Origin of the sequence: Rhodococcus artemisiae (genome assembly GCF_036327795.1) — a bacterium.
GTDB classification, from domain to species: Bacteria; Actinomycetota; Actinomycetes; order Mycobacteriales; family Mycobacteriaceae; genus Rhodococcus; species Rhodococcus artemisiae.
The window spans coordinates 226,302-251,409 of sequence record NZ_JAUTXY010000001.1 but is presented as its reverse complement, the minus strand read 5'-3'; the positions used below and the strand labels follow the sequence as shown (position 1 = coordinate 251,409).

At 66.8% G+C, this 25,108-nt stretch carries 25 protein-coding genes; 11 read left to right on the top strand and 14 right to left on the bottom strand.

Going from position 1 to position 25,108, the window contains the following annotated elements:
• Nucleotides 1-39: 39 nt before the first annotated feature.
• Both Q7514_RS01260 and Q7514_RS01255 read right to left on the bottom strand, forming a co-directional pair.
• Nucleotides 40-528 carry an SRPBCC domain-containing protein gene (locus Q7514_RS01260; protein ID WP_330131459.1) on the bottom strand — a complete coding sequence of 163 codons (489 nt, stop codon included), beginning with the start codon at nucleotides 526-528 and terminating at the stop codon, nucleotides 40-42.
• Nucleotides 529-826: 298 nt separating this feature from the next.
• A complete protein-coding gene (locus Q7514_RS01255; protein ID WP_330131458.1) occupies nucleotides 827-1,018 on the bottom strand; it encodes a hypothetical protein in 192 nt (63 codons plus the stop codon).
• A gap of 102 nt (nucleotides 1,019-1,120) precedes the next feature.
• Here Q7514_RS01255 and Q7514_RS01250 point away from each other — a divergent pair, with 102 nt between their 5' ends.
• On the top strand, nucleotides 1,121-2,071 hold the full coding sequence (locus Q7514_RS01250; RefSeq protein WP_330131457.1) for a GlxA family transcriptional regulator: 951 nt from the start codon (nucleotides 1,121-1,123) through the stop codon (nucleotides 2,069-2,071).
• 14 nt (nucleotides 2,072-2,085) lie between these two features.
• Here the strand turns inward: Q7514_RS01250 and pgl are convergent, their stop codons facing one another.
• From pgl to tkt, 5 genes are read right to left on the bottom strand one after another with little or no spacing between them, the layout of a single operon-like run.
• The gene (pgl, locus tag Q7514_RS01245; protein ID WP_330131456.1) at nucleotides 2,086-2,841 is read right to left on the bottom strand and encodes a 6-phosphogluconolactonase; all 756 of its coding nucleotides are present in this window, start codon (nucleotides 2,839-2,841) and stop codon (nucleotides 2,086-2,088) included.
• The gene (gene opcA / locus Q7514_RS01240) at nucleotides 2,834-3,742 is read right to left on the bottom strand and encodes a glucose-6-phosphate dehydrogenase assembly protein OpcA (protein WP_408016012.1); all 909 of its coding nucleotides are present in this window, start codon (nucleotides 3,740-3,742) and stop codon (nucleotides 2,834-2,836) included. Before opcA ends, pgl begins: the two co-directional genes overlap by 8 nt.
• Entirely contained in the window at nucleotides 3,739-5,280 is a 1,542-nt protein-coding gene (zwf, locus tag Q7514_RS01235) for a glucose-6-phosphate dehydrogenase (RefSeq protein ID WP_330131454.1), read from the bottom strand. Before zwf ends, opcA begins: the two co-directional genes overlap by 4 nt.
• 2 nt (nucleotides 5,281-5,282) lie before the next feature.
• Nucleotides 5,283-6,428 carry a transaldolase gene (gene tal, locus Q7514_RS01230; protein ID WP_330131453.1) on the bottom strand — a complete coding sequence of 382 codons (1,146 nt, stop codon included), beginning with the start codon at nucleotides 6,426-6,428 and terminating at the stop codon, nucleotides 5,283-5,285.
• Between the two features lie 5 nt (nucleotides 6,429-6,433).
• Nucleotides 6,434-8,536: a transketolase gene (gene tkt / locus Q7514_RS01225; RefSeq protein ID WP_330131452.1), complete on the bottom strand. Its 2,103-nt coding sequence runs from the start codon at nucleotides 8,534-8,536 to the stop codon at nucleotides 6,434-6,436.
• A 211-nt stretch (nucleotides 8,537-8,747) separates the two neighbouring features.
• Between tkt and Q7514_RS01220 the strand changes: the two genes are divergently transcribed.
• The gene (locus Q7514_RS01220; protein ID WP_330131451.1) at nucleotides 8,748-9,725 is read left to right on the top strand and encodes a heme o synthase; all 978 of its coding nucleotides are present in this window, start codon (nucleotides 8,748-8,750) and stop codon (nucleotides 9,723-9,725) included.
• 87 nt (nucleotides 9,726-9,812) lie between these two features.
• Here Q7514_RS01220 and Q7514_RS01215 read toward each other — a convergent pair whose 3' ends face one another.
• Nucleotides 9,813-10,778: a quinone oxidoreductase family protein gene (locus tag Q7514_RS01215; RefSeq protein ID WP_330131450.1), complete on the bottom strand. Its 966-nt coding sequence runs from the start codon at nucleotides 10,776-10,778 to the stop codon at nucleotides 9,813-9,815.
• 22 nt (nucleotides 10,779-10,800) lie between these two features.
• Between Q7514_RS01215 and Q7514_RS01210 the strand changes: the two genes are divergently transcribed.
• A complete protein-coding gene (locus Q7514_RS01210; protein ID WP_330131449.1) occupies nucleotides 10,801-11,142 on the top strand; it encodes a hypothetical protein in 342 nt (113 codons plus the stop codon).
• A gap of 72 nt (nucleotides 11,143-11,214) precedes the next feature.
• Here the strand turns inward: Q7514_RS01210 and Q7514_RS01205 are convergent, their stop codons facing one another.
• From Q7514_RS01205 to mptB, 4 genes are all read right to left on the bottom strand, one after another.
• Nucleotides 11,215-12,180 (bottom strand): COX15/CtaA family protein, encoded by a 966-nt coding sequence (locus tag Q7514_RS01205; protein ID WP_330131975.1) that lies wholly within the window; start codon nucleotides 12,178-12,180, stop codon nucleotides 11,215-11,217.
• A 62-nt stretch (nucleotides 12,181-12,242) separates the two neighbouring features.
• The gene (locus Q7514_RS01200) at nucleotides 12,243-13,043 is read right to left on the bottom strand and encodes an ABC transporter permease (protein ID WP_330131448.1); all 801 of its coding nucleotides are present in this window, start codon (nucleotides 13,041-13,043) and stop codon (nucleotides 12,243-12,245) included.
• Nucleotides 13,040-13,984 carry an ABC transporter ATP-binding protein gene (locus Q7514_RS01195; RefSeq protein ID WP_330131447.1) on the bottom strand — a complete coding sequence of 315 codons (945 nt, stop codon included), beginning with the start codon at nucleotides 13,982-13,984 and terminating at the stop codon, nucleotides 13,040-13,042. Before Q7514_RS01195 ends, Q7514_RS01200 begins: the two co-directional genes overlap by 4 nt.
• Nucleotides 13,981-15,720 (bottom strand): polyprenol phosphomannose-dependent alpha 1,6 mannosyltransferase MptB, encoded by a 1,740-nt coding sequence (mptB, locus tag Q7514_RS01190; protein WP_408016011.1) that lies wholly within the window; start codon nucleotides 15,718-15,720, stop codon nucleotides 13,981-13,983. Before mptB ends, Q7514_RS01195 begins: the two co-directional genes overlap by 4 nt.
• Nucleotides 15,721-15,837: 117 nt before the next feature.
• Here mptB and Q7514_RS01185 point away from each other — a divergent pair, with 117 nt between their 5' ends.
• From Q7514_RS01185 to Q7514_RS01150, 8 genes are all read left to right on the top strand, one after another.
• Nucleotides 15,838-16,581, top strand: a complete 744-nt coding sequence (locus tag Q7514_RS01185) for a helix-turn-helix transcriptional regulator (RefSeq protein WP_408016010.1) — start codon at nucleotides 15,838-15,840, stop codon at nucleotides 16,579-16,581.
• Between the two features lie 100 nt (nucleotides 16,582-16,681).
• Nucleotides 16,682-18,130, top strand: a complete 1,449-nt coding sequence (sufB, locus tag Q7514_RS01180) for a Fe-S cluster assembly protein SufB (protein ID WP_330131445.1) — start codon at nucleotides 16,682-16,684, stop codon at nucleotides 18,128-18,130.
• Nucleotides 18,131-19,381 (top strand): Fe-S cluster assembly protein SufD, encoded by a 1,251-nt coding sequence (sufD, locus tag Q7514_RS01175; RefSeq protein WP_330131444.1) that lies wholly within the window; start codon nucleotides 18,131-18,133, stop codon nucleotides 19,379-19,381.
• A gap of 51 nt (nucleotides 19,382-19,432) precedes the next feature.
• A complete protein-coding gene (gene sufC / locus Q7514_RS01170; RefSeq protein WP_330131443.1) occupies nucleotides 19,433-20,233 on the top strand; it encodes a Fe-S cluster assembly ATPase SufC in 801 nt (266 codons plus the stop codon).
• Nucleotides 20,234-20,237: 4 nt separating this feature from the next.
• The gene (locus Q7514_RS01165) at nucleotides 20,238-21,527 is read left to right on the top strand and encodes a cysteine desulfurase (protein ID WP_330131442.1); all 1,290 of its coding nucleotides are present in this window, start codon (nucleotides 20,238-20,240) and stop codon (nucleotides 21,525-21,527) included.
• Nucleotides 21,527-22,006: a Fe-S cluster assembly sulfur transfer protein SufU gene (gene sufU, locus Q7514_RS01160; RefSeq protein WP_330131441.1), complete on the top strand. Its 480-nt coding sequence runs from the start codon at nucleotides 21,527-21,529 to the stop codon at nucleotides 22,004-22,006. Before Q7514_RS01165 ends, sufU begins: the two co-directional genes overlap by 1 nt.
• Nucleotides 22,003-22,413 (top strand): metal-sulfur cluster assembly factor, encoded by a 411-nt coding sequence (locus Q7514_RS01155; RefSeq protein ID WP_330131440.1) that lies wholly within the window; start codon nucleotides 22,003-22,005, stop codon nucleotides 22,411-22,413. Before sufU ends, Q7514_RS01155 begins: the two co-directional genes overlap by 4 nt.
• Complete coding sequence (locus Q7514_RS01150; RefSeq protein ID WP_408016009.1) at nucleotides 22,410-22,928, top strand: MarR family winged helix-turn-helix transcriptional regulator; 519 nt, start codon at nucleotides 22,410-22,412, stop codon at nucleotides 22,926-22,928. Before Q7514_RS01155 ends, Q7514_RS01150 begins: the two co-directional genes overlap by 4 nt.
• Nucleotides 22,929-22,957: 29 nt before the next feature.
• On the opposite strand, the gene ku is transcribed toward Q7514_RS01150, so the two are convergent.
• Together ku and Q7514_RS01140 are read right to left on the bottom strand one after the other, a co-directional pair.
• Nucleotides 22,958-23,914, bottom strand: a complete 957-nt coding sequence (ku, locus tag Q7514_RS01145) for a non-homologous end joining protein Ku (protein WP_330131439.1) — start codon at nucleotides 23,912-23,914, stop codon at nucleotides 22,958-22,960.
• Between the two features lie 39 nt (nucleotides 23,915-23,953).
• Nucleotides 23,954-25,072, bottom strand: coding sequence for a lycopene cyclase family protein (locus Q7514_RS01140; protein WP_330131438.1), 1,119 nt, complete (start codon nucleotides 25,070-25,072; stop codon nucleotides 23,954-23,956).
• Between the last annotated feature and the right edge of the window lie 36 nt (nucleotides 25,073-25,108).

The following is a 25,108-nucleotide window of genomic DNA, read 5'->3' as shown; positions in this document are numbered from 1 at the left end:
TGTCCCAGCGATGATCTCTCAGCAGTGAGGTCTCAGGAGTCACCGGTATTCGTCGGCGAGATCCGGATACTCGTCCCACCGTGGGAGCCGGGACCCGGCCAACGCGGCCTCGAACCGGTCGAGGTAGTACTGCCAGCCCGGACCGATCTCCCCGATCTGCGACCGTGGGACGTGTCGATGGAGGAACTCGACGGTGGTGACCTGACCGACCGAATGCAATGCCACCTCGAGCAACCATCCGTCGATATCGACGACGAATCCCGTCGGGGGAGTGCATTTCACCACCCGCACATCGGTGGTGCTGGTGTCGTGCTGGTCGGTCATCGTCAGTCGAATCCATCCCGTCGTGGGGTCGCCGGTGTAGGTGCCGTACCAGCGCGAGAGCGATTCGGGGTCGGTCAGGGCTGCCCACACCTCACCGAGCGAGCAGACGACGACCCGCTGGTACTGCAACGTGACCAGGGTCGAGCCGTCCGGGCAATCCTGCTCGGGCCGGACCGCCCCGGGGGTGGTCGTCGGGGTGCTCATCGTGACGCTCCTCTCCCGCTTCTGTACGTCGTGCTCTCTCCATTGTCCTATTGTCGCGCAGCGTGCCGGGGTCACGGCGACGTATTCGATGCGAGAGGGAACCGTTCGGGTGTTGGCCGCGTCGAACTTGACGAGAGGGAAATCACGCGGCGACAGGCCGCGGCAACCACGTGAGGAGCCCGCCGCATGGATCCACGCACCGCGCGATGCATACCGACCCGGTCATCACTGAGGGCCCTACGTGCGGTGAGCGGTCCGCGCTCGCTGACGCGCATACGTTGCGTGCACGTGGGAGGGGCTATGCCGCAGCAGCAGTCGGGTCAGGACGACCCGGATCGGAACGGATCGGAGGAGTGAGCTGCGGCGAGGTGCCCTGCGTTGCGCGCGCGAGGTGGGTCGGCGGAACGGGGACTCCGTGACGAATGCGGGCCGCGGCGTCCAGGCCCGCGAGGATGTGGCGCAGGCTCGAGATCATCGAATGGGCAGTCATGGACAGACCTCCTGGTGGTCGCTACTTCTGGCACTCCGAGCACACCACTGCCGGTACACCGAGAACAGTGGCAGCAACGCCAGGTACCGGTAAGATTAGGTCATGTCCCAGGTGGTGGCGCTGCCGGTGTACGACGGCATGACCTTTCTCGAATACGGTGCGGTGGTCGAAGCCCTGGGATTTCGATGGTCCGAGCTACCCGATCTCGACTACGAACTGCGTACCTGCGGGCCGGAGGCGGGCGTGACGACACTCAGCGGGGCTGCGCTCATCCCTCAGTTCCCGATCGAGGCCATCGCCGACGCAGACACGGTCATCGTGACGGGCGTCCGAGACGCCCACCGTGATCGCTGTGCCGAGTGGGCGGATCTGCTCCGCGGGGCTGCAGCACGCGGCGCCCGTATGGTGTCGGTCTGCACCGGTGCGTTCGCCTTCGCCGAGGCAGGACTCCTCGACGGTCGCCGGGCCACGACCCACTGGCGGCACGAGCATCTCATGAGGTCCGCATTTCCGGCTGTCGACCTCAACATCGCGGCGATCGTCGTGCGCGACGGCAACTTCGTGACCAGCGCCGGAGCATCCGCCGGTCTCGACCTCAGCATCGCCCTCATTCGCGACGACCACGGGGTCGAGCGGGCCAACGACATCGCAAGGCGGCTGGTGGTGACACCGCATCGCCACGCAGACCAGTCCCAATTCGTCGACGTCGACCGGATTCAGGTGCGCGACGACCCCGCCTTCACGCGCATGCTCGGTGCCGTCGGCGACGATGTCGGCCGCCCGTGGACAGTTCAGGACCTTGCGGCCGAAGCGAACGTATCGCCGCGCACACTACACCGGAGATTCCGGGCATACACAGGGTTCCCGCCCTTGGACTGGCTTGTCCGCCAGCGCATTCGAGCGGCGATGTCGCTGCTGGAAAGCACCGATCGGCCGGTCGAGGCGATCGGACGTGCAACAGGATTCGATGCCGCGGAAACCTTCCGATACCACTTCAGGCGTGTTGCCGGGACCAATCCGCGCGACTACCGCATGAGCTTCCGCGGAGCGTAGAACGGGTCGGACGATCAGGACTTCGGGAGATTCGCTGCCGCAGCAGGATCGACGAACCACACTGTCCGCTCGCGGCCCCTCGCACCCGCTGCGGGAATCTCCTGCGGATCGGCGCCGCCGACCGCCGCGGCGACCGCGTCGGCCTTGGCTGCACCGGTGACGAGCAGCCACACCTGTCGCGCCCGCTGAATCGCGGGCAACGTCAGCGTCACCCGCGCGGGCGGGGGCTTCGGGGAATCGTCGAGCCCGACCACGAACCGGGTCTCCTCACGCACCGCATCCGTGTGCGGGAACAACGAATTGATGTGACCCTCCCCGCCCATACCGAGCAGGTGCACGTCGAAGGCGGGGACGGTGCCGTCGGGGGAGTGCTGCGCGAGCATCTCCGCGTAGCGAGCAGCGGACTCCTCCGGGGTGGTGCAGCCGTCCTCGCCGAGCGCCGGCATCGTGTGGACACGCGCGGCGTCGATCGGAACCAGATCGAGCAGCGCGGCGCGTGCCTGCACCTCGTTGCGGTCGGGGTGGCCCGGCGGCAGGAACCGCTCGTCGCCGAAGAACACGTTCACCGCCGACCAGTCGATGCCGCCCTGAGCGCGGCCGACATGCTCGAGCACCGCGATGCCGGTGCCCCCGCCGGTCAGGACAACCGATGCCTGTACACGCTCGCGTTGTGCCGCGACGATCGCTTCGACGAATTCCGACGCAGCAGCCTTCGCGACCGCATCGGCATCGGCGAACTTCGCTACGTCCACGGGTCCGAACTCAGACATATTCCACCTTCGATAGTTCCGCCAGCGCGGCCTCGTAGATTTCGTCGGGATCGAGGCGTCGCAACTCCTCTGCGAGACATTCGGCGGAGTCGCGGCGAGCCAGGGTGATCAGGGCGTCGGGTTTGTCGGTGCGCTGCAGCGTGGCCACGCGGCCGTCCTGCGGCCGATCGAGCACGATGGTCTGAGTTTCGGTGTGCAACTCGACGCGCAACTCACCGACTGCGCGCTGTACCGGGCAGTCGAGCCGGCTCGCGAGCCATCCTGCCAGCAGATCGATCGCGACCTCTCCGTGCAGACCTGAGACCTTCGCCGTGAGCACCTTCTCGTGGGGAGGCTGGTCCAATGCGGAGACGAGCAATGCGCGCCAGTACGTGATTCGGGCCCATGCGAGGTCGGTGTCGCCGGGCCGGTACCCAGTGAGCCGCCCCACGATGTCGGCCCGCGGATCGATGGCATTGGTGGCATCGGTGATGCGCCGCACCGCGAGTTTCCCGACCGGATCCTGGGCGGGTACGGCTGGGGCCTGGTTCGGCCACCACGCGACCACCGGTGTGTCCGGCAGCAGGAACGGGACCACGACAGATTCCTGATGGTCGCCGAGTTCGCCGTGCAACGCGAGGATCAGTACCTCGGAGGCACCGGCCTCTCCGGCGACCCGGATCTCCGCATCGAGGCGGGGTGGGCCGTCGGCGCGTCCCCGCCCGATCACGATGACGCGACACGGATGCTCGCGGGACGCGTCGGTCGCTGCCGAGATCGACGCTTCGAGGCGTCGGGCGTCGCCGGCACACACGATCAAGGTCAGCACACGACCCTGGGTGACGACGCCGCCCGTGCGACGCAGTTCCACGATCTTCTTGCTGACATCGACGGCAGAGGTGTCGCGTAATTGAACTCTCACGGTCGCCTCCATTCACGGCCGGAGCGGCGGAGCATCTCGTCGGCGGTCGCCGGACCCCAGGTGCCGGACTCGTATCCGTCGGGGCGACCCGACGTCGCCCACTGTTCGAGCACCGGATCGAGGATACGCCAGGACAATTCGACTTCCTCGTCCACCGGGAACAGCGACGGCTCACCGAGCAGGACGTCGAGCAACAGCCGTTCGTACGCCTCGGGCGACGACACCGTGAAAGCCTGGCCGTAGCTGAAGTCCATGTTCACGTCACGGACCTCCATCTCGGATCCGGGCACCTTCGAGCCGAAACGCATGGTGACACCTTCGTCGGGCTGGACACGGATGACGAGGGCATTCTGACCGAGTTCTTCGGTCATCGTGGTGTCGAACGGCAGATGCGGTGCGCGCTTGAAGACCACCGCGATCTCGGTGACGCGACGACCGAGCCGTTTGCCGGTGCGGAGGTAGAACGGCACACCCGCCCACCGGCGAGTGTCCACTTCGAGGGTGATCGCGGCGTAGGTCTCCGTCGTCGAATCGGACGCGAAGCCCTTCTCCTCGAGCAACCCCACAACGGGTTCACCGCCCTGCCAGCCCGCGGTGTACTGACCGCGGGCGGTGGTCTCGTCGAGAGGCTCGGCGAGACGGGTCGCGGAGAGCACCTTGATCCGCTCGGCGCGCAGCTCGGACGGTGCGAAGCTGACCGGCTCCTCCATCGCTGTGAAGGCGAGCAGCTGCAGCAGGTGGTTCTGGATGACGTCGCGGGCCGCGCCGATCCCGTCGTAGTACCCCGCGCGACCACCGAGACCGATGTCCTCGGCCATCGTGATCTGCACGTGGTCGACGTAATGAGCGTTCCAGATCGGGTCGAACAGCTGGTTCGCGAAACGCAGCGCCAGGATGTTCTGGACCGTTTCCTTACCGAGATAGTGGTCGATGCGGAACACCGAATCCTGGGAGAACACCTCGCCGACGACGGAATTGAGCTCGCGCGCGCTTTCCTGATCGTGCCCGAACGGCTTCTCGATCACCACGCGGCTCCACGCGCCGTCCTTCGGTTCGGCGAGCCCCGAGCGCGACAACTGCCCGCACACCACAGGGAACGCGGCGGGCGGGACCGACAGATAAAACGCGTGGTTCCCGCCGGTACCGCGTTCACGGTCGAGCTTCTCGAGCGTGGTGGCCAGTTCTTCGAAAGCGCTGTCGTCGTCGAAAGAGCCCTGCACGAAGCGGATTCCTTCGGAGAGTCGCTGCCAGACCTCTTCGCGGAACGGGGTGCGCGAATGGTCACGTACAGCGTCGTGCACGATCCGACCGAAGTCCTCGTCGGCCCAGTCCCGACGAGCGAAACCGACCAGCGCGAATCCGGGCGGCAGGAGACCTCGATTGGCCAGGTCGTATACCGCGGGCATCAGCTTCCGTCGGGCCAGGTCGCCGGTGACCCCGAAGATCACCAGGGCGCATGGCCCAGCGATGCGGGGAAGACGACGGTCTCGGCCATCCCGCAGCGGGTTGACCCACGCCGCCGCGCCGGATTCGCGCACGCTCAGCCCTCCGCGCCCGGAGCGTGTGCAGCCAACTGCTCAGAGGTGGCCGTCAGCAACTCGTTCCAGGACACCTCGAACTTCTCTACGCCCTCGTCTTCGAGCTTGCGGAAGACGTCGGGCAGATCGACTCCGATCTTGGTGAGTGCATCGAAGACCTGCTGGGCGGCCGCGATGTTGCCGGTGACGGTGTCGCCGGTGACCTCGCCGTGGTCGGCGACGGCCTCGAGGGTCTTCTCCGGCATGGTGTTGACCGTGTTCGGCGCCACCAGTTCCGTGACGTACAGGGTGTCGGAGTAGGCGGGGTTCTTCACACCCGTCGAGGCCCACAGTGCCCGCTGAGGGTGGGCACCCGCGGCCTCGAGCGATGGGAATCGTGCGCCACTTTCGAACGCCGCGCGGTACGCCGCGTAGGCCAGGCGAGCGTTGGCGACTCCGGCCTTGCCCCGCAGAGCAAGTGCGGCGTCGGTACCGATTTCCTCGAGTCGCGGATCGATCTCGGTGTCGACGCGCGAGACGAAGAACGACGCCACCGACCGGATCTGCGACAGGTCGTGACCGGCCGCCTTGGCGGCGGTGAGACCGTCGAGATATGCATCGATCACCCGCTCGTAGCGATCGACCGAGAAGATCAGTGTCACGTTCACGCTGATGCCTTCACCGATCACGCGGGCGATCGCAGGCAGGCCCGCTACCGTCGCCGGAATCTTGATGAACAGGTTCGGGCGGTCGACGATATTCCACAGCTCGATCGCCTGCTCGACCGTCTCGTCGGTCTTGTGTGCCAACCGGGGATCGACCTCGATGGATACACGACCGTCGAGACCGCCGGACGCGTCGAAGACCGGGGCGAGCACATCGCACGCCGCGCGCACGTCGTCGGTGGTGGCAGCGAGGATCGTCGCGTCGACGTCGGCACCCGACGCGGCGAGCTCGCGGATCTGCGCGTCGTAGGCCTGGCCCTTCGACAGAGCCGCCTGGAAGATCGACGGGTTCGTCGTCACACCGACGACGCTGCGGGTCGCGACGAGTTCGGCGAGATTGCCGGACTCGATCCGCTCACGCGACAGGTCGTCGAGCCACACCGACACGCCTTCGGCGGACAGCTGTGCCAGAGTCTCGTTCTGAATGGAAGTCTGCTGGGTCATCGGGGTCATCCCTTCACACGTGTCAGCGAGCGGCGGGCGGCGTCGACGACGGCCTCGGCGGTGATGCCGAACTCGCGGTACAGAGTCTTGTAGTCGGCGGAGGCGCCGTAGTGCTCGAGCGAGACGGCCTCACCCGCGTCGCCGAGCAGCCGGTACCAGGACATTGCCAGGCCGGCTTCGACCGAGACACGGGCCTTGACCGACGGGGGCAGCACCTCGTCGCGGTACGCCTGATCCTGCTCGAGGAACCACTCGAGGACCGGTACCGACACGACCCGCGTCGGGACACCGTCGGCCTCGAGCGTGTCGCGGGCGGCGACGGCGAGCTCGACCTCGGAACCGGTGGCCAGGAGCACGACCTCGGGTGTGTCGTTCGACGCCTCGGCGAGCACGTAGGCACCGCGGGCGACGCCTTCTTCGGCCTTCTCACGGGTGCCCGCGAGTACCGGCACGTTCTGACGGGTCAGTGCGAGCGCCGTGGGGCCGGTGCGGTTCTCGAGCGCGGACTTCCATGCGAACGAGGTTTCGTTGGCGTCTGCGGGGCGGATCACCGCGAGGTTCGGGATGGCCCGCAGCGCGGTGAGGTGTTCGATCGGCTGGTGTGTCGGACCGTCCTCACCGAGACCGATCGAATCGTGCGTCCACACGTAGATCGCGGGGGTCTGCATCAATGCAGCGAGACGCACCGCGGGACGCATGTAGTCGGAGAACACGAGGAACGTGCCACCGTAGGGGCGGGTGGGACCGTGCAGCGCGATGCCGTTGAGGATCGACCCCATAGCGTGCTCGCGGATGCCGAAGTGCAGGGTCCGGCCGTAGGGCTGGGCCGTCCAGTCCTTCGTCGAGATGGAGGCGGGGCCGAACGACTCGGACCCGGAGATCGTGGTGTTGTTGCTGCCCGCGAGGTCGGCGGAGCCGCCCCACAGTTCGGGCAGGATCGGGCCGAGGGCAGCGAGTGCCTTACCCGACGCGGCACGCGTGGCCGGTCCCTTCTCGACCGGTTCGTACGTAGGAAGTGCGTCGACCCAGCCCGCAGGGAAGCTGCCCTCGTGCAGACGATCGAACAGTTCCTTGCGTTGCGGCTCACGCTCGGCCCATGCGTCGAAGTCGGCCTGCCAGGCCTCGCGGGCCTTGGTGCCGCGATCGACGACACGGCGCGTGTGCTCGATCACCTCGGCCGCCACGTCGAAGTTCTTCTCGGGATCGAACCCGAGAGCGGTCTTGACTGCGGCGACCTCGTCGGCGCCCAGCGCGGCACCGTGAGCGTCGCCGCTGTTCATCTTTGTGGGGGCGGGGTAACCGATGATCGTGCGTACCGAGATGAACGACGGACGGTCGGTGACCGCCTTGGCGTTCTCGACGGCCTCGAGCAGAGCGGAGACGTTCTCGCCGCCCTCGACGGTCTGCACGTGCCAGCCGTACGCCTCGTAACGCTTCGAGACGTCCTCACCGAGGGCGATCGCAGTGTCGTGCTCGATGGAGATCTTGTTGTCGTCGTAGAAGACGATCAAATTGCCGAGTTCCTGCACCCCGGCAAGCGAGGACGCCTCGGAGGTAACCCCCTCCTCGATGTCGCCGTCGGAGGCCACCACGTAGATGTAGTGGTCGAACGGGCTCGAGCCCGGCGCGGCCTCGGGGTCGAACAGGCCACGCTCACGGCGTGCTGCCATCGCCATACCCACGGCGGAGGCGAGACCCTGGCCCAGCGGGCCGGTGGTCATCTCGACGCCCGCGGTGTGGCCGTATTCGGGGTGTCCGGGCGTGAGCGAACCCCAGGTGCGGAGCGACTCGAGGTCGGCGAGTTCGAGGCCGTAGCCCGACAGGTAGAGCTGCACGTACAGCGTCAGGCTGGAATGCCCGCACGACAGAACGAAGCGATCGCGGCCGACCCACTTCGGGTCGGTCGGATCGTGCCGCAGAACTCGCTGGTAGAGCGTGTAGGCCAGTGGTGCCAGGCTCATTGCGGTGCCCGGGTGCCCGTTTCCGACCTTCTGGACGGCGTCGGCGGCGAGAATCCGCGCGGTGTCGACGGCCTTGGTATCCAGGTCGGTCCAGTCGGCGGGGTGGACCGGCTGGGTGAGGGTGCGGATCTCGTCTGTGATCGACACGAGCAGAAGTCTCCTGACATGGGTGTACGGGGTGCCGGCGGGTGTCAAAGCCCCACGCGCTCCTCCAGAGTAATGCCCGGTGGTGAGCGGGTCGATTCGGTCCGCAGGTGGCTGCGGTCTACCATCGTCCGTAGTAGTGGCGCGTCCGAACGACCGGGCGACCGTGAGCGGGCGAGCGAAGGTGCGTATTCGCGTGGTGCAAGGAGACAGTGTGCGAGCAGGGCGGCGACCAGGAGGTCACGGCTTGGGCGCCCCGGAGGTTCCCGCCACGCCACGACCGGACACCGCGTGGGGTCGTCTTTCCGGCACGGTGCTCGCGTATATCGCGTTGACCAAACCGCGCGTGATCGAGCTGCTGCTCGTCGCGACGATTCCCGCGATGCTCTTCGCCGACCGTGGCAGCGTCGACATCGTCCTGATCCTGAGCACCCTGTTCGGCGGGTGGATGGGTGCCGCGAGCGCAAACGCGCTCAACTGCGTCGTCGACGCCGACATCGACAAGGTGATGAAGCGCACGGCGCTGCGGCCTCTTGCGCGTCAAGCGGTCCCGACTCGCAACGCCTTCGTGTTCGGTGTGGTGCTGGGACTCGCATCCTTCCTGTGGTTGTGGTGGCGCGCGAATCTCCTCGCCGGCGTGTTGGTCGTCGTGACCATCGCGTTCTACGTGCTCGTCTACACGATGGTGCTCAAACGCCGCACGTGGCAGAACGTCGTGTGGGGCGGTGCCGCAGGGTGCATGCCGGTCATGGTCGGCTGGGCCGCGGTCACCGGGTCGCTGAGCTGGGAACCGATCGTGTTGTTCCTGGTGATCTTCTTCTGGACTCCGCCGCACACCTGGGCGCTCGCGATGCGCTACAAGGAGGACTACAAGGCGGCCGGGGTGCCGATGCTTCCGGTGATCGCCACCGAACAGCACGTCACCAAGCAGATCCTGTTCTACACGTGGGCGACGGTCTTGGCGACGCTGGTCATCGTGCCCGCGGCCGGTCTCGTCTACGCAGTGGTCACGGTGCTGGCGGGGGCGTGGTTCCTGTACGTCGCGCACCAGCTCTACAACAGCGTTCGCGGCGGCGCGTCCGTCAAGCCCCTCAAGCTCTTCCTGCAGTCCAACAACTATCTCGCCGTCGTATGCCTCGGCCTGGCCGTGGATTCTGTGCTGGATCTGCCGACCATCGCGTCGTACTTCTGACACCCTTCCCGCGACAATTCTTGCTTCCCGCACTGGTCGTACGACGCGTAACCGACGCGGGAAGCAGAGATCGTCGCGGGAGTTCCTTTACGGGAGCAGCACGATCGAGCCGGTGGTGCGGCGCGACTCGAGATCGGTGTGTGCCCGGTCCGCGTCGGCGAGGGGGTACGTCGCGCCGACCCGGATGTTCAGCGTTCCCGCTGCGATCGCCGCGAACACGTCACCGGAGCGCCACAGCAGCTCCTCGCGGGTCAGGATGTGGTGTGCCAGCGTGGGACGGGTGACGAACAACGACCCGGCCGGATTGAGACGCTGCAGATCGAATGGGGGCACCGGGCCGCTCGCCGCCCCGAACAGCGCGAGGGTGCCGCGGATGCGCAGCGACGTCAGCGATGCCTCGAAAGTTGCCGCACCGACCCCGTCGTACACGGCGGCCACTCCGTCACCGCCGGTGAGGGCCCGGACCTGGTCGCCGAGATCGTCGTCGTACCGCAGAACCTCTGCCGCACCCGCCTCCCGCGACAAGGCCTCCTTCTCGTCGGTGGAGACCGTGGTGATCACGCGGACGCCCTTGGCGACGGCGAGCTGGGTCAGGAGCAGCCCGACGCCCCCCGCCCCCGCATGTACGAGCACCGTGTCGCCCGGCTGCGCCGGATAGGTCGATTCGATCAGGTAGTGCGCGGTCATTCCCTGCAGCAGCACCGCTGCGGCCTGATCGGCGGGAATCGAGTCCGGAACGGGCACTGCCACGGCTGCCGGGACGCGGACCAGTTCGGCGTAGGAGCCCTCCGCGGCGCACCACGCCACTCGCTGCCCGACGGCGAAATCGTCGACATCGGAGCCGACGTCCACCACCGTCCCGGTGCCCTCCGAACCCGGGACATAGGGCAGATCCGAGCCGTACATCCCGGTCCGGAAATAGGTGTCGATGAAATTGACGCCGACGGCGTCGGTTCGGACGAGCAGGTCGCCGGGGCCGGGTCGAGGGTCGGGGAGTTCCGTCGGGACGAGGACTTCCGGACCGCCGTGCTGTGCCACTTGTATTGCGCGCATACGGCCACAGTATTCTGCAGGCATGAGCGTCGAAACCCAGACCGCGCCGGCACCGGCCGACATCGTCTCGTCCCTCCGCAGCTTCGTCGCCGAGCACGGCGAGACCGCCAAGGCGGTCATCCAGCCCGTCGGATACGTGGGCGTGCGGATCACCGTCGTCGCCGAGGACGGTGTGCTCGGCGATCGTGTGGTCGCCGACCTGCCGACCGCGTACGCGGTGGTCGATGCGCTGCCCAACGTCACCGTCTCCGGTTGGGAGCGTGAGGTCGCCAGCATCGCCACACCGGCACAGGGGCATTGGAAGAAGATGGCCGGCTGGGTCGCGAAGCAGACCCGGTTCCCGAAGGCGCGCAACGAACGCTGACCGAGCCCGCATGACGAACGCATCGGCCGCCCGAGATCCTCGGGCGGCCGAAGTCGTATCTGTAGAGGAAACTCAGACCGCGACGGGTTCGCGGTCCGGAGAATCGGTGCGAACCCGGCCCGCAGCCCAGACGGCTGCGGTCGCAGCAGTGCACAGTCCCGCGCCGGCGACGTGCATGACCACCAGCACCGCCGGCACGTCCGTCCAGAACTGGATCAGACCGATCGAGGACTGCGCGACGACGAGTGCCAGCACGACCTTCAGACGTAGCTTCACGGCGTCGGTGGTGTGCACTGCGTACACCGCGAATGTGAGGCCGACCAGTAGAGCCAGGTACGCGACGAGCAACTCCGCGTGCAGGTGTACGAGGTTGGTGATATCGAGGTCCAGGCGCGGCACCGGCCGGTCGATGCTCTTGTCGCCGGCATGCGGGCCGGCGCCGGTGACCATCGTTCCGGCGATCAGGACTCCGGCGAGTGCGACCCCGCAGAGTGCAGTGAGCCACCGGAGCGGCTGGGGGAGTGTCTGCACCACCACGCCGTCGTCGGGCTCACCGACCTTGGTGTAGAGGATCACAGCGAGCCACACCAGGAGCATCGAGGCGACGAGGTGGATCGCGACGGTCCACCACAGCAGGCCTGCGAGCACGGTGATTCCGCCGATGATCGCCTGCACCACGGTGCCTGCGGGCATCACCCATGCCCACGCGATCACCTCGGGGCGCCTCCGTGCCCGTGTGACCGCGAGGACGATCGAGGCGGCGACCAGGACGACGACGAACGTGAGTAACCGGTTGCCGAACTCGACGATCTGATGCAACGTGTTCACGTTGCTCGACACACCGACCGGCACCATCGAGCCGGGAAAGCACTGCGGCCATGTGGGGCACCCGAGCCCGGACGCGGTCACGCGTACCACCGAACCGGTGACGGCGATGGCGCCCTGCACCACGATCGACAGAAACGCAATGATCTTCTGCGTCCGGAGGGATGGCAGGGGCAGACGGTCGACAAGACTCAGATAGCCGCGATACAGCACGGTCACGATAGTACGACTCCGTCCACTACGGCCTGTAGTTGGGTGCTCCCGCGTCTCGCATGTCAGGTGAACCGGAACCAGCGGGCGGCAGCTGCGCCACCGATCAGCGCCCAGACCGCCATCACCACGATCGAGAGCCAATCGACCCCTCCGGCGATCGCGGAGTCGAGCGCCAACGTCAAGGATCCGGACGGCACCAACCGGACCACGTGCACGAGTGCCTCTGGGATCACGTCGTCGAGGAGCACGACACTGCCGATGCCCAGCAGAACGAACCACACGATGTTCGCGAGCGCCAGCACGATCTCGGCGCGCATGGTGCCACCGAGCAGCAGGCCCAGGGTCGCGAACATCACCGTTCCCAGTGCGATGACCACCGCTCCGATGACCAACCCGATCACGCTCGGGCGCCAGCCGAGCGCGAGTCCGATTGCGCCCAGGAGAATTGATTGCATCACCACTACGATCCCGACCGCAGCGCTTTTACCTGCGATAATGCCCCATTTAGGGAGGGCGGTCGCGCCGAGCCTTTTCAGTGCACCGTATCTGCGATCGAATCCGACGGCGATCGCCTGTCCGGTGAACGCGGTGGACATCACCGCGACCATCATCACGGCGGGCAGGACCCGCTCGACGCGGGGGTCGCCGAGGTCGCCGATGGGCAGGAGAGTGAGTCCGACCAGCAAGGTGATCGGGATGAACATCGTCAGCAGAAGCTGCTCACCGTTGCGCAGCAGCAGAGTCAGTTCCATCCGAGTCTGTGCCACGAGCATCTTCGTGGGCGCGTTGGGTCGTGGATCCGGCGTGAAGGTGCCGGGGGTGAATCGGTTGTCGACCAGGCGGTCGCGGGGCGTCACACTCAACCTCTCAGTTCCCGTCCTGTGAGTTCGAGGAACACGTCCTCGAGGCTGCGCTGGTCGACGCGGATCTCGGTGGCGAGCGCACCTTGCTCGGCACACCACGTGGCCGCCGCGGCGACCACGGACGGATCGATATCGCCTTCGACGAGATAACGACCGGGCAGCGCTTCGCGCACCCGGTAGGGGTCTGCCAGGGAAACGCGCAACGCGGCGAGGTCGAGGTCGGGTGGCGCCGACAGCCACAGCTGGCCCTCCGCACCGATCCGGGTGACCTCCTCGGGGGTCCCCGAGGCGACGACCTTGCCGTGATCGATGATGACGATCTCGTCGGCGAGTTCTTCGGCTTCGTTCATCAGATGCGTGGTGAGCAACACGCCGACACCGTCGCGACGCAGGGCGTCGATCAGTTCCCACACCAGCAGCCGGGCCTGGGCGTCCAATCCGGCGGTGGGTTCGTCGAGGAACACCAGTTCCGGGCGACCGACGAGCGCACACGCCAACGCGAGGCGCTGCTGCTGCCCACCGGAGAGTCGCCGGTACGGGGTGCGGCGGGAGTCCTCGAGTCCGAGGCGCTGCAACAGCCAATTCGGATCGAGTGGGTCCGCGGAGTAGGCAGCCACCAGATCGAGCATCTCCCCGGCCTTGGAACCCGGGTAGGCGCCGCCACCCTGCAACATGACCCCGATCCGTGGCCGAAGGAGGTCGGACTGGGTGATCGGGTCGAGCCCGAGAACGCGGACCGTGCCCGCGTCGGGGGTGACGAACCCTTCGCACATTTCCACCGTGGTGGTCTTGCCGGCACCGTTGGGGCCGAGCAGAGCGAGTACCTGAGCGGGTTCGACTGTCAGGTCGAGTCCGTCGACCGCGGTCACACCCCCGAATTTCTTGACGACGCCGTCGAGGCGCACAGCGGGAGCCGCACCTGCGGCAGATTTCGAGGTCACGGGTTTCCAGCGTAGGCGTCGACGTTTTCTGTCGGGCGCGCTGGTGCGTGATCCTCACCGCGCCACGGCAGCAGATTGCGGGTCGCGATGATCAGGAGACCGGCGACCACGATCGTGGCGATGGCCGCCTGCACGATGATGAACGGTTGGTATTCGCCACCGTTGGGCATCAGGATCACGCTGACCACCGACGAGAACACGATCGTCGGGACGCGGAAGATCGGCCGGCTCGCCCATGCCGCCAACGGAATCACCGCCCACAGCAGATACCACGGTTGGACCACCGGGAACAGCAGCACGATCGCGCCGAGGGAGACACCCAGTGCGCCGACGGGATGCAGACGTCCGGTCAGGACGCCCAGCAGCATTCGCACGGTGACGAACGCCGCCACCAGCGCGGCGATCGGTCGTGTGATGGACAACACTGCGGTGGTGTGATCACCGAGGCCGAGTAGGACTCCGGCCAGGCCGGTTCCCACTCCGAGCAAGGTCGGGATCGACATCCAGCTGCGGACCTCGGTAGCGGTGCCCAGGGTGTGCGTCCAGCCCAGTCCGAGGTCGCTGCCCCAGCTGATGAGGGCGATCACCGCGAGTGCGACGACACCGAGCGCTGCCGCCGCCGTGAGGACCGAGCGCACCGATCCGCCCCATTTGCGGGCCAGGGCCATGCCGACGAAGCCGAGGGCGAGCAGCGACGGCACCTTGATCATCGACGACAACGCGATCACGGATGTGCCCGCCGCAAGCCACGCGACGACCTGCCATCGTGGCGTGCCGTCCGTGTCGCGGTAGACCCCGCGTAACGCCAGTTCGACGCCGGCCAGCATGAGCCCGAGCATCAACGCCTCGTTGTGGATACCCGCCACGAGGTGGAACAGCAGCAGTGGGTTCGCGGCGCCGAGCCACAGGGCGCTCACCGAAGCCACACCGCACCGCCGCGCGAGTCGCGGCAGGGCCCACACGATCAAGGCGACGCCGAGCAATGCGAACAACCGGTGTACGAAGATGCCCGCGACGATGTTCTCGCCGGTGAGGAGTGTGACCTTTTCGCCGAGCCAGATGAAGGCTGGTCCGTATGGAGCGGGGGTGTCGCGCCAGATGTTCGGCACAGTCCGGGTCAGGACGTGATCGACGCCGAGTGCACCGGCCGGGCCGATTCCGTACGGGTCCAAGCCACGTGCGGCGATCTCGCTCTGCGCAAGATAGGAATACACGTCCTTGCTGAACATCGGGGGCGCGACGATCAGAGGAAGGATCCACAACAGCAGCGTGCGGTCGAGCTGTGACCGGGTCAGGCGGCGCGGTTGTCCGTCGGGGTCGCGGCGTCCGATCGCGAAACGCCCGAGCAGGAGCCACGCGAGGACGACCAGGACGGTCCCCGTCATGGTCAGGGTCAGCGCGGCGCTGGGCATCCGGGCAGCGAGTCCGAGCGCGCGGACGCCCTGCACGGGGTTCTGCAGCACCGGTTGCGCCCCGGCCCCGAGCGCGCCGACGGCCATGAGGACGGCGCCGCTCGCACCGAACAGTCGGATGCGGTGCAACTGTACGGTCTCGGTGGCATCGAGCCCGCGCCCTTCGGTCTCGTCGCCGTGCAGCACGGTGGCCACATCGAGTCGTGCGCCGCGGCCGTCGACACCGAGGGCGCGCCGGGTCAGCGTGAGCACGCGGGTACCGACACCGGTTCCGTCGGACCTGTGATCCGAGGGCGAATCGGGTTCGGGGGAAGTCGACGGCACCCAGGAAGCGTAACGGGCGTCGAGACGGCCCGGATCTGTCCGGTGTGGCGTCTGTTCCCACGGTGAGGAAGGGCACCCTTGGTGGACCGGCGTCCTGAATTCCGTCACACTGGTGTTGTGAAAAGCCCGTCGGAGTTCGTGGAGCATGCGGAACGCGCAGGTCATGCACCTGCCGTGGGTGCTGCGCGTCCAGCGACCGGACGCGAGCACCAGGAAGGCCAGACCCGCGCCGCGGTCGTGCAGCTGCTGGTCGAGAACGGACCGATCACCGCAACCGACATCGGCGAGCGGCTCGGTCTGAGCGCAGCGGGCGTGCGGCGTCACCTCGATGCCCTCATCGAGTCAGGTGAGGCCCAGTCCGTCGTTCCGCCGCGCGCGAAGACACGCGGACGCGGCCGACCTGCCCGCCGCTTCCAGCTCACCTCCGTCGGTCGCGCCCGGCTCGGACACTCGTACGACGATCTCGCCGGCGCGGCGATGCGCCACCTGCGGGAACTCGGTGGCTCCGCGGCGATCGAAGACTTCGCGCGCCGCCGGGTCCAGTCCATCGTGGGCGGTATCGAACCCGTCCGATCGGACGACGAGATCGACACGGTCGCCGACGAGATCGCCGAGGCCTTCAGTGCAGCGGGATTCGCGGCGTCGACACGTCGGGTCGGTACCGGCGTGCAGATCTGCCAGCACCACTGCCCGGTCTCTCACGTCGCGGAGGAGTTCCCCGAGCTGTGCGAGGCGGAACAGGACGCATTCGTTCAGCTGCTCGGCAGCCACGTGCAGCGTCTCGCGACGATCGCCAATGGCGACGCGTTCTGCACGACCCACGTACCGGTTCTCCCGGCCAAGGAGCCGCCGAGCCCGTGACCCTCCGAGAACCGCCAGACACCAGAAACACCAGACAGCCCGAAGTTCGTCCGTCGGTACAGCCCGCGCCGACAACCACCCCACTCCGGAAGGAGCCCGCATGACCGTCACATCGGACCAGACATCCGGCGCCGGTACACCGCTGACGCAGGAAGAGGCCATCGAGTCTCTCGGCCACTACGAATACGGCTGGTCGGACTCCGACGCTGCCGGCGCAGTGGCGCAGCGCGGCCTGTCCGAGGACGTCGTGCGCGACATCTCCTCGAAGAAGGACGAGCCCGAGTGGATGCTCGACATCCGCCTCAAGGCGCTGCGCACCTTCGACAAGAAGCCGATGCCGGTGTGGGGTTCGAATCTCGACGGGATCGACTTCGACAACATCAAGTACTTCGTGCGTTCCACGGAGAAGCAGGCCGCGAGCTGGGACGACCTACCCGACGACATCAAGAACACCTACGACAAGCTCGGTATCCCGGAGGCGGAGAAGCAGCGTCTCGTGTCGGGTGTCGCCGCGCAGTACGAGTCCGAAGTGGTCTACCACCAGATTCGTGAGGACCTCGAGGCGCAGGGCGTGATCTTCCTCGACACCGATTCGGGTCTGCGGGAGCACCCCGAGTTGTTCCGCGAGTACTTCGGCACGGTGATCCCGGCCGGCGACAACAAATTCTCAGCGCTCAACACCGCGGTGTGGTCGGGTGGCTCGTTCATCTATGTCCCGCCGGGTGTCCATGTCGACATCCCGCTGCAGGCCTACTTCCGGATCAACACCGAGAACATGGGCCAGTTCGAGCGCACGCTGATCATCGTCGACGAGGATGCGTCCGTGCATTACGTCGAGGGCTGCACTGCGCCGATCTACAAGTCGGACTCGCTGCACTCCGCGGTCGTCGAGATCATCGTCAAGAAGGGCGGCCATTGCCGCTACACGACGATCCAGAACTGGTCGAACAACGTCTACAACCTGGTGACCAAGCGCACCAAGGTCGAGGCGGGTGGCTCGATGGAATGGATCGACGGCAACATCGGTTCCAAGGTGACGATGAAGTACCCCGCTGTGTGGATGATGGGCGAACACGCCCGCGGTGAGGTGCTCTCGGTCGCGTTTGCCGGCGAGGGCCAGCACCAGGACACGGGTGCCAAGATGCTGCACCTGGCGCCGCACACTTCCTCGACGATCGTGTCGAAGTCCGTTGCACGTGCTGGCGGTCGCGCGTCGTACCGCGGTCTTGTGCAGGTCAACAAGGGCGCGTACGGGTCGAAGTCGACGGTCAAGTGCGACGCACTGCTCGTCGACCAGATCAGCCGCTCCGACACCTACCCGTACGTCGACATCCGCGAGGACGACGTGACGATGGGTCACGAGGCCACCGTCTCCAAGGTCAGCGACGATCAGCTGTTCTACCTGATGAGCCGCGGACTGAACGAGGACGAGGCGATGGCGATGATCGTGCGCGGCTTCGTCGAGCCCATCGCCAAGGAACTGCCGATGGAGTACGCACTCGAGCTCAACCGGCTCATCGAACTGCAGATGGAAGGGGCAGTCGGCTAAATGACTGCGGAAGCAAAGAACATTCCCACCGCCGGCAAGCCGGCTTTGGATACCGCCGGCGAGCCGGCTGTCCGCAACGGTGTCCAGGACGCCGTTCGCGGTGAGAACCGCACACCGGCTGTCAATAAGGGCGAGGTGTTCACGTCGTTCGACGTGAACGCGTTCGAGATCCCCGGCGGCCGTGACGAGGCGTGGCGGTTCACCCCGCTGCGTCGGCTGCGTGGACTGCACGACAGCACGGCCGTCGCCGACGGCGCCGCGACCATCGAGGTCAGCGATGTCGAGGGTGTGCAGGTAGAGACAGTCGGCCGCGACGACACCCGATTGGGCCAGGGAGGAGTGCCGTTCGACCGGGTCGCTGCGCAGGCGTACTCCTCGTTCGAGACGGCGACCGTCGTCACCGTGGGTCGCGAGGTCGAGGTCGCCGAACCCGTCACCATCACGGTGACCGGCCCGGGCGAAGACCACGTGGCCTTCGGGCACCTGCAGATCCGGCTCGGAGCGTTCGCGCAGGCCACAGTCGTGCTCGATCAGAAGGGCAGCGGCACCTACGCGGAGAACGTCGAATTCGTCCTCGGCGACAGCGCGCAGCTGCGGATCGTCGCGATCCAGGACTGGGCCGATGACGCCGTGCATGTCGCGGCGCACCATGCCCGCCTCGGGCGTGACGCCGTGCTGCGGCACTTCACCGTCGGGCTCGGCGGCGACCTGGTACGCATCTCCGCCACCGCCAAATACGACGGCCCCGGCGGCGACGCCGAACTTCTCGGCCTGTACTTCGCCGACGACGGACAGCATCTCGAACAGCGTCTGCTCGTCGATCACTCGCAGCCGCACTGCAAGTCGAACGTGGTGTACAAGGGCGCACTCCAGGGCGACCCGGATTCGGGCAAGCCCGATGCGCGCACCGTGTGGATCGGCGACGTGCTCATTCGCGCCGAGGCCGAGGGCACCGACACCTTCGAGCTCAACCGCAATCTCGTGCTCACCGACGGTGCCCGCGCGGACTCGGTGCCGAACCTCGAGATCGAGACCGGCGAGATCGTCGGCGCCGGCCACGCCTCCGCGACCGGCCGCTTCGACGACGAGCAACTGTTCTACCTGCGAGCCCGCGGTATTCCGGAGGACCAGGCCCGACGGCTCGTCGTGCGCGGCTTCTTCCACGAACTGCTCGAGAAGATCACCGTGCCCGAGGTTCGTGAACGGCTCGAGGCCGCAGTCGAGGCCGAACTTGCTGCGGTCGGCGTCTGACGCGCCGCCCCGCCGTTACTCCCATTGACTTTCGAAGGAATCAGTAGACCGATGTCCAGCCCCCAGAACGTCCTCGAGATCAAAGACCTGCACGCGCGCGTCGCGCAGACCGATGCGAATGCAGAGCCGATCGACATCCTCAAGGGCGTGAACCTCACAGTCCGCTCCGGCGAGACCCACGCGATCATGGGCCCGAACGGCTCCGGCAAGTCCACGCTGTCGTACGCGATCGCCGGACACCCCAAGTACGAGGTCACCTCGGGCTCGATCACCCTCAACGGCGAGAATGTCCTCGAGATGAGTGTGGACGAGCGGGCCCGTGCCGGACTGTTCCTCGCCATGCAGTACCCCGTCGAGGTGCCGGGTGTGTCGATGTCGAACTTCCTGCGCACCGCCGCCACGGCCAGCCGCGGTGAAGCTCCCAAGCTTCGCCACTGGGTCAAGGAGGTCAAGGAGGCGATGAGCGAACTCGACATCGACCCCTCCTTCGGTGAGCGCAGCGTCAACGAGGGCTTCTCCGGCGGTGAGAAGAAGCGCCACGAGATCCTGCAGCTCGGTTTGCTCAAGCCGCAGATCGCGATCCTCGACGAAACCGACTCGGGACTCGACGTCGATGCACTCCGTGTGGTGTCCGAAGGCGTCAACAACTATCGCGAGCGCGAGCACGGCGGCGTTCTGTTGATCACCCACTACACGCGCATCCTGCGCTACATCAAGCCGGAACACGTGCACGTGTTCGTCGGTGGCCGCATCGTCGAGTCCGGTGGCCCCGAACTCGCCGACGAACTCGAAGCGAACGGCTACGAACGCTTCACCGCCGCTGCAGCGACGGCAGACATCCAGGGAGCGTGACCCTATGACGGTGCCGGTGCGGACATTCGACGTCACCCGGATACGGGAGGACTTCCCGATCCTCGGGCGCACGGTGCGTGACGACAAGCCGCTGGTCTACCTCGATTCGGGGGCCACCTCGCAGCGTCCCGTGCAGGTGCTCGACGCCGAACGCGACTTCGTTCTCACGCGTAATGCCGCGGTGCACCGCGGTGCGCACGCGTTGTCCGAGGAAGCGACCGACGCATACGAAGGCGCACGCGCCGTCATCGCCTCGTTCGTCGGGGTCGATCCCGATGAGGTGGTCTTCACCAAGAACGCCACCGAGTCGCTCAACCTCGTCACCTACGCATTCGCCGACGCCCGGTTCGCACACCGACTCGGACCCGGCGACGAGATCGTGATCACCGAACTCGAGCACCACGCCAACCTTGTGCCGTGGCAGGAACTGGCCGAGCGCACGGGCGCCACACTGCGCTGGTACGGGGTCACCGACGACGGCCGCATCGATCTGACGCGGTTGTACGGCGGTGGATCGCAGGCTCCCACCGATGGCGAGCTCACCGACGCGGTCAAGGTCGTGGCGTTCACCCACCAGTCCAATGTGACCGGTGCAGTCGCCCCGGTCGAGGAAATCGTCCGCCGCGCGAAGGCGGTCGGAGCGCTGGTGGTGCTCGACGCATGCCAGTCGGTTCCGCACATGGCGGTGGATTTCCGCGAACTCGGTGTCGACTTCGCCGCGTTCTCCGGGCACAAGATGTTCGGCCCGTCCGGGGTCGGGGTCCTCTACGGGCGCCGTGCCCTCCTCGCCGAGGTGCCGCCGTTCATCACGGGCGGATCGATGATCGAAACCGTGACCATGGACTCCACGTCGTTCGCGGCGCCGCCGCAACGATTCGAAGCGGGCTCCCCGATGTCGTCGCAGGCCGTCGGTCTCGGTGCCGCCGTGCGTTATCTACAGGACATCGGCATGGACGCCGTCGCCGCACACGAACACGAACTGACCGCTGCTGCCCTGACAGAGCTCGGTGGCATCGACGGGCTGCGCATCATCGGCCCGACCACCCCGGAACAACGCGGTGGTGCGGTGTCGTTCGTCGTCGACGGTATTCATGCTCATGACCTGGGGCAGATCCTCGACGACGAGGGTGTGGAAATTCGCGTCGGGCACCATTGCGCGTGGCCGCTGCACCGTCGATTCGGGGTCGCCGCAACCGCGCGCGCGTCGTTCGCGGTGTACAACACGCTGGACGAGGTCACCGCGCTCGGCGCCGCCATCCGTCGTGCTCAGGCCTTCTTCGGGGTGCGTGCCTGATGCGAATGGAACAGATGTACCAGGAAGTGATCCTGGATCACTACAAGCACCCCCATCACCGGGGCCTGCGCGATCCTTACGGTGCGGAAGTACACCACGTCAACCCGACCTGCGGCGACGAGGTGACCCTGCGGGTACACCTCGACGAGGGTGTCGTCGCCGACGTCTCCTACGACGGGCAGGGCTGCTCCATCAGCCAGGCCGCGACATCGGTCCTGACCGACCAGGTGATCGGCATGCCTGTCGAGGAGGCTCTGGCCACGGTCGCAAGTTTCGCGGAGATGGTCGGTAGCCGCGGCACAGTCGAAGGTGACGAGGACGTACTCGGCGACGGCATCGCCTTCGCCGGAGTCGCGAAGTACCCAGCGCGGGTCAAGTGCGCGTTGCTGGGCTGGATGGCATTCAAAGATGCGGTCGTGCAGATCGCCGACAGCACGAGCGACGACGAAACCGTTTCGAGCGGAGGACTGAACCGATGACCGAACCCGCCCCCGACACCGCTGTCGGCGACACCGAGCAGACCACCGACGAGGCCGCCACGGCCTTGGTGGCAGATTCGGCACCGCCTCTGGATCCCGTGCGTCTCGACGAGCTCGAGGAAGCAATGCGCGATGTGGTCGACCCTGAATTGGGCATCAACGTCGTCGACCTCGGGCTCGTCTACGGAATTTCCGAATCGGACGAGGCCGTCACGGTCGACATGACGCTGACCTCGGCCGCATGCCCTCTCACCGATGTGATCGAAGATCAGGCTCGCGGTGCCCTGGTGCGCAGCGGACTCTGCGATGACCTGCGCATCAACTGGGTGTGGATGCCGCCGTGGGGCCCCGACAAGATCACCGACGACGGGCGTGAGCAGCTGCGCGCGCTCGGTTTCACGGTGTGACCAGTACAGACACCTCCGAATCGGCGGATGCGCGGGCGGCCTCAGGGCCGGCGGCGGCCGCCGATTCGGTCTCTGAGCTCGATCCGATCATCGGTCTCGAACAGGGCCTGGTGATCCTGTGGCGCCGTGTCCGCGGTCTGATCCGCGATCGAGCCTCGGCGGTTCATCCCAAACTCGATCCGGTCTGTTATCCGATGCTGATGATCCTGCGTCGCGCCGATGCCGTGGCAATGGCGGATCTGCATGCAGACCTCGGCATCGAGAAGTCCACACTCACCCGCCGGATCGACAGCACGGTGCGGCTCGGTCTGGTCGAGCGGACACCCGACCCGAACGACGCGCGTGCACGTCTCCTGGCGCTGACCCCGGCGTGCCGGCAACGGCTCAGCGAACTCGAATCGGTGCACACCGAGCAGTGGCGCACCCGATTGTCGGACTGGGACAGCACCGACATCCGTCGACTCAACGAACTTCTCGGTCGTCTCGGCGACTCGATCGAGGTTCACGACGGCTGAACGGCCCCGACCGCGGAGATCTGATCCTCCTACGCGCGTTTGCGCGCAGTGCTCTTCTTCGCGGTGCTCTCCGAGGCCTGAGGCTTTTTCGGTGCCGCCTTCTTCGCAGCAGTCTTCTTCGCCGGGGCCTTCCGCCCGGTCGACTTCGTCCCGGTCGTCCCCGACTTCGTCGTGTCGGTGTCCTGCTCGTCGGTGTCCTGTTTCCCACCTGCGGCCTTGACGCTGCGCTGCAGGGCGGCCACCAGGTCGAGAACCTCGGCGTCCTCACCTTCGGTCGACGCCTCGGCGACCTGGAAAACCTTCTCGCCCCCGCGCTCGATCGCGTCGTCGAGCAGCGCGCGTAGTTCCAGCTGGTACTCGTCGGTGAACTCGGCGGGGTCGAAGTCGTCGGACATCGATTCGACGAGGGTCTCGGCCATTGCGAGCTCCTTGTCGGTCGGAGCTGTCACGTCGTCGAGCGCACCGAATTCGGCGGCACGTACCTCGTCCGGCCACAACAGGGCCTGCAGGACGAGAACCCCGTCGGTGGTCCGCAAGGCCGCGAGCCGGGTGCGTTGACGCAGCGTGAAATGCACGAGCGCGGTCCGGTCACTACGTTCGAGGGTAGCCGCGAGCAGTGCATAGGCTTTCGGGGACGCAGAGTCCGGCTCGAGATAGTAGGTCTTCTCGAACAGGATCGGATCGATTTGCTCGGTGGGAACGAACTGCAGGACAGGGATCTCATGTTTCTCGGCGGCGGGTAGCTTCTCGAAATCGTCGTCGGTGAGTACGACACGCACGCCCTCGTCGGATTCGTATGCCTTGTCGATGTCCTGGAACGGGATGATCTCACCGCATTCACTACACACACGCTGGTACTTGATCCGGCCGCCGTCGGCGGCATGGACCTGGTGGAATCTGATGTCGTGGCTTTCTGTGGCCGAGTACACCTTCACGGGGACGTTCACGAGCCCGAACGCGATGGCACCCTTCCAGATCGATCGCATGATTCCATCATGATCGACCCGGGCCGGAGGCGCTCGGCTTCACCGGATCCTCCGCAGGATCGACCACCGCACACCCGAAGGTGCGGCTCCGAACACCCGGCGCATCCCGTCGAGGGTTCCCACGACGTCGGTCCTTCCCGACAGGTAGGCGCGTTGCCGCGCGATCGGCAGGTCGAAGAACGCGGCGAAGAACTCGGGTACCTCCGTCGGGCGCAGGCCGAGCAGCACCTGCAGCCCCATGGTCCGAAACGTCGCCACAGCGCGCGCAGACCTCGGCCACAGCAGCCGGTAGGGATCAGATCCCGACCGGATCGCCGACGCCAGCGGATCCGCGGCGGCGAGCGCCGCAGCGACTGCATAACCCGTCGCCGGGTGCATCAGACCGCCGCAGGCACCGAACCCGAGCACACCGTCGTGCCGTCGCGGACCGCCCTCCACCGAGAACCGAACCCGCTCCACGGGTGCCGTGGCAGCGACCTCGACGCCGCGTGCGGACAATCGTGTCGCGAGCCTGCGCTGCAGCTCGGCGAGGGGGAGCGCAGGCCGTCCTACCAGGCACGTCTCTTCGAGAAGAACTCGTTCGTCGTCCAAGGGCACCGCATACAGGAACGATGGTGCGTCCGTCTCGGTGGTGCCGTTGTCGCGCCGCCAGTCCATGAACCACGCCGAACGTTCCTCGAGGGCCGGCGCCGCGGTGTGCGCGTCGGTCACCACACCGAACGCCGTCTGCTGTGCGGATTCGGATGACACCGGCACCCCGCGGGCATCGAAGACGTGTGAGGCGCGCAATCGCTGACCGTCGTCGAGGACCACCTCACCGGGACCGACCGAGCGGACACGGGCCTGGGTCACTGTCACCGATTCGAGCGACAGCGACCGCTGCAGCGCCGCGGTGTCCAGCACGGCATAAGGACGGTCGAGGACATGGGGACGGGTGGTCCACGCACCCGGGGACTCGACCCGGGCCGCGAGAACACTCTCCGGTAGCCACGGGGGCAATTCGTCCGCCCATGCACCGTAGGTGGCGGTCCACACCCGGTGCGGTGACGGGTCGACGGCCCGCACCGTCAGACCGGCCTGCGCGCAGCGCGCGGCCAGCGCGCGCCCGGACGGTCCCAGGCCCGCGACCAGGACATCCGCGGTCTGTGCGGCCCTCATTCGGTCCTCGCGGTGATCATGGGGTCACACTAATCC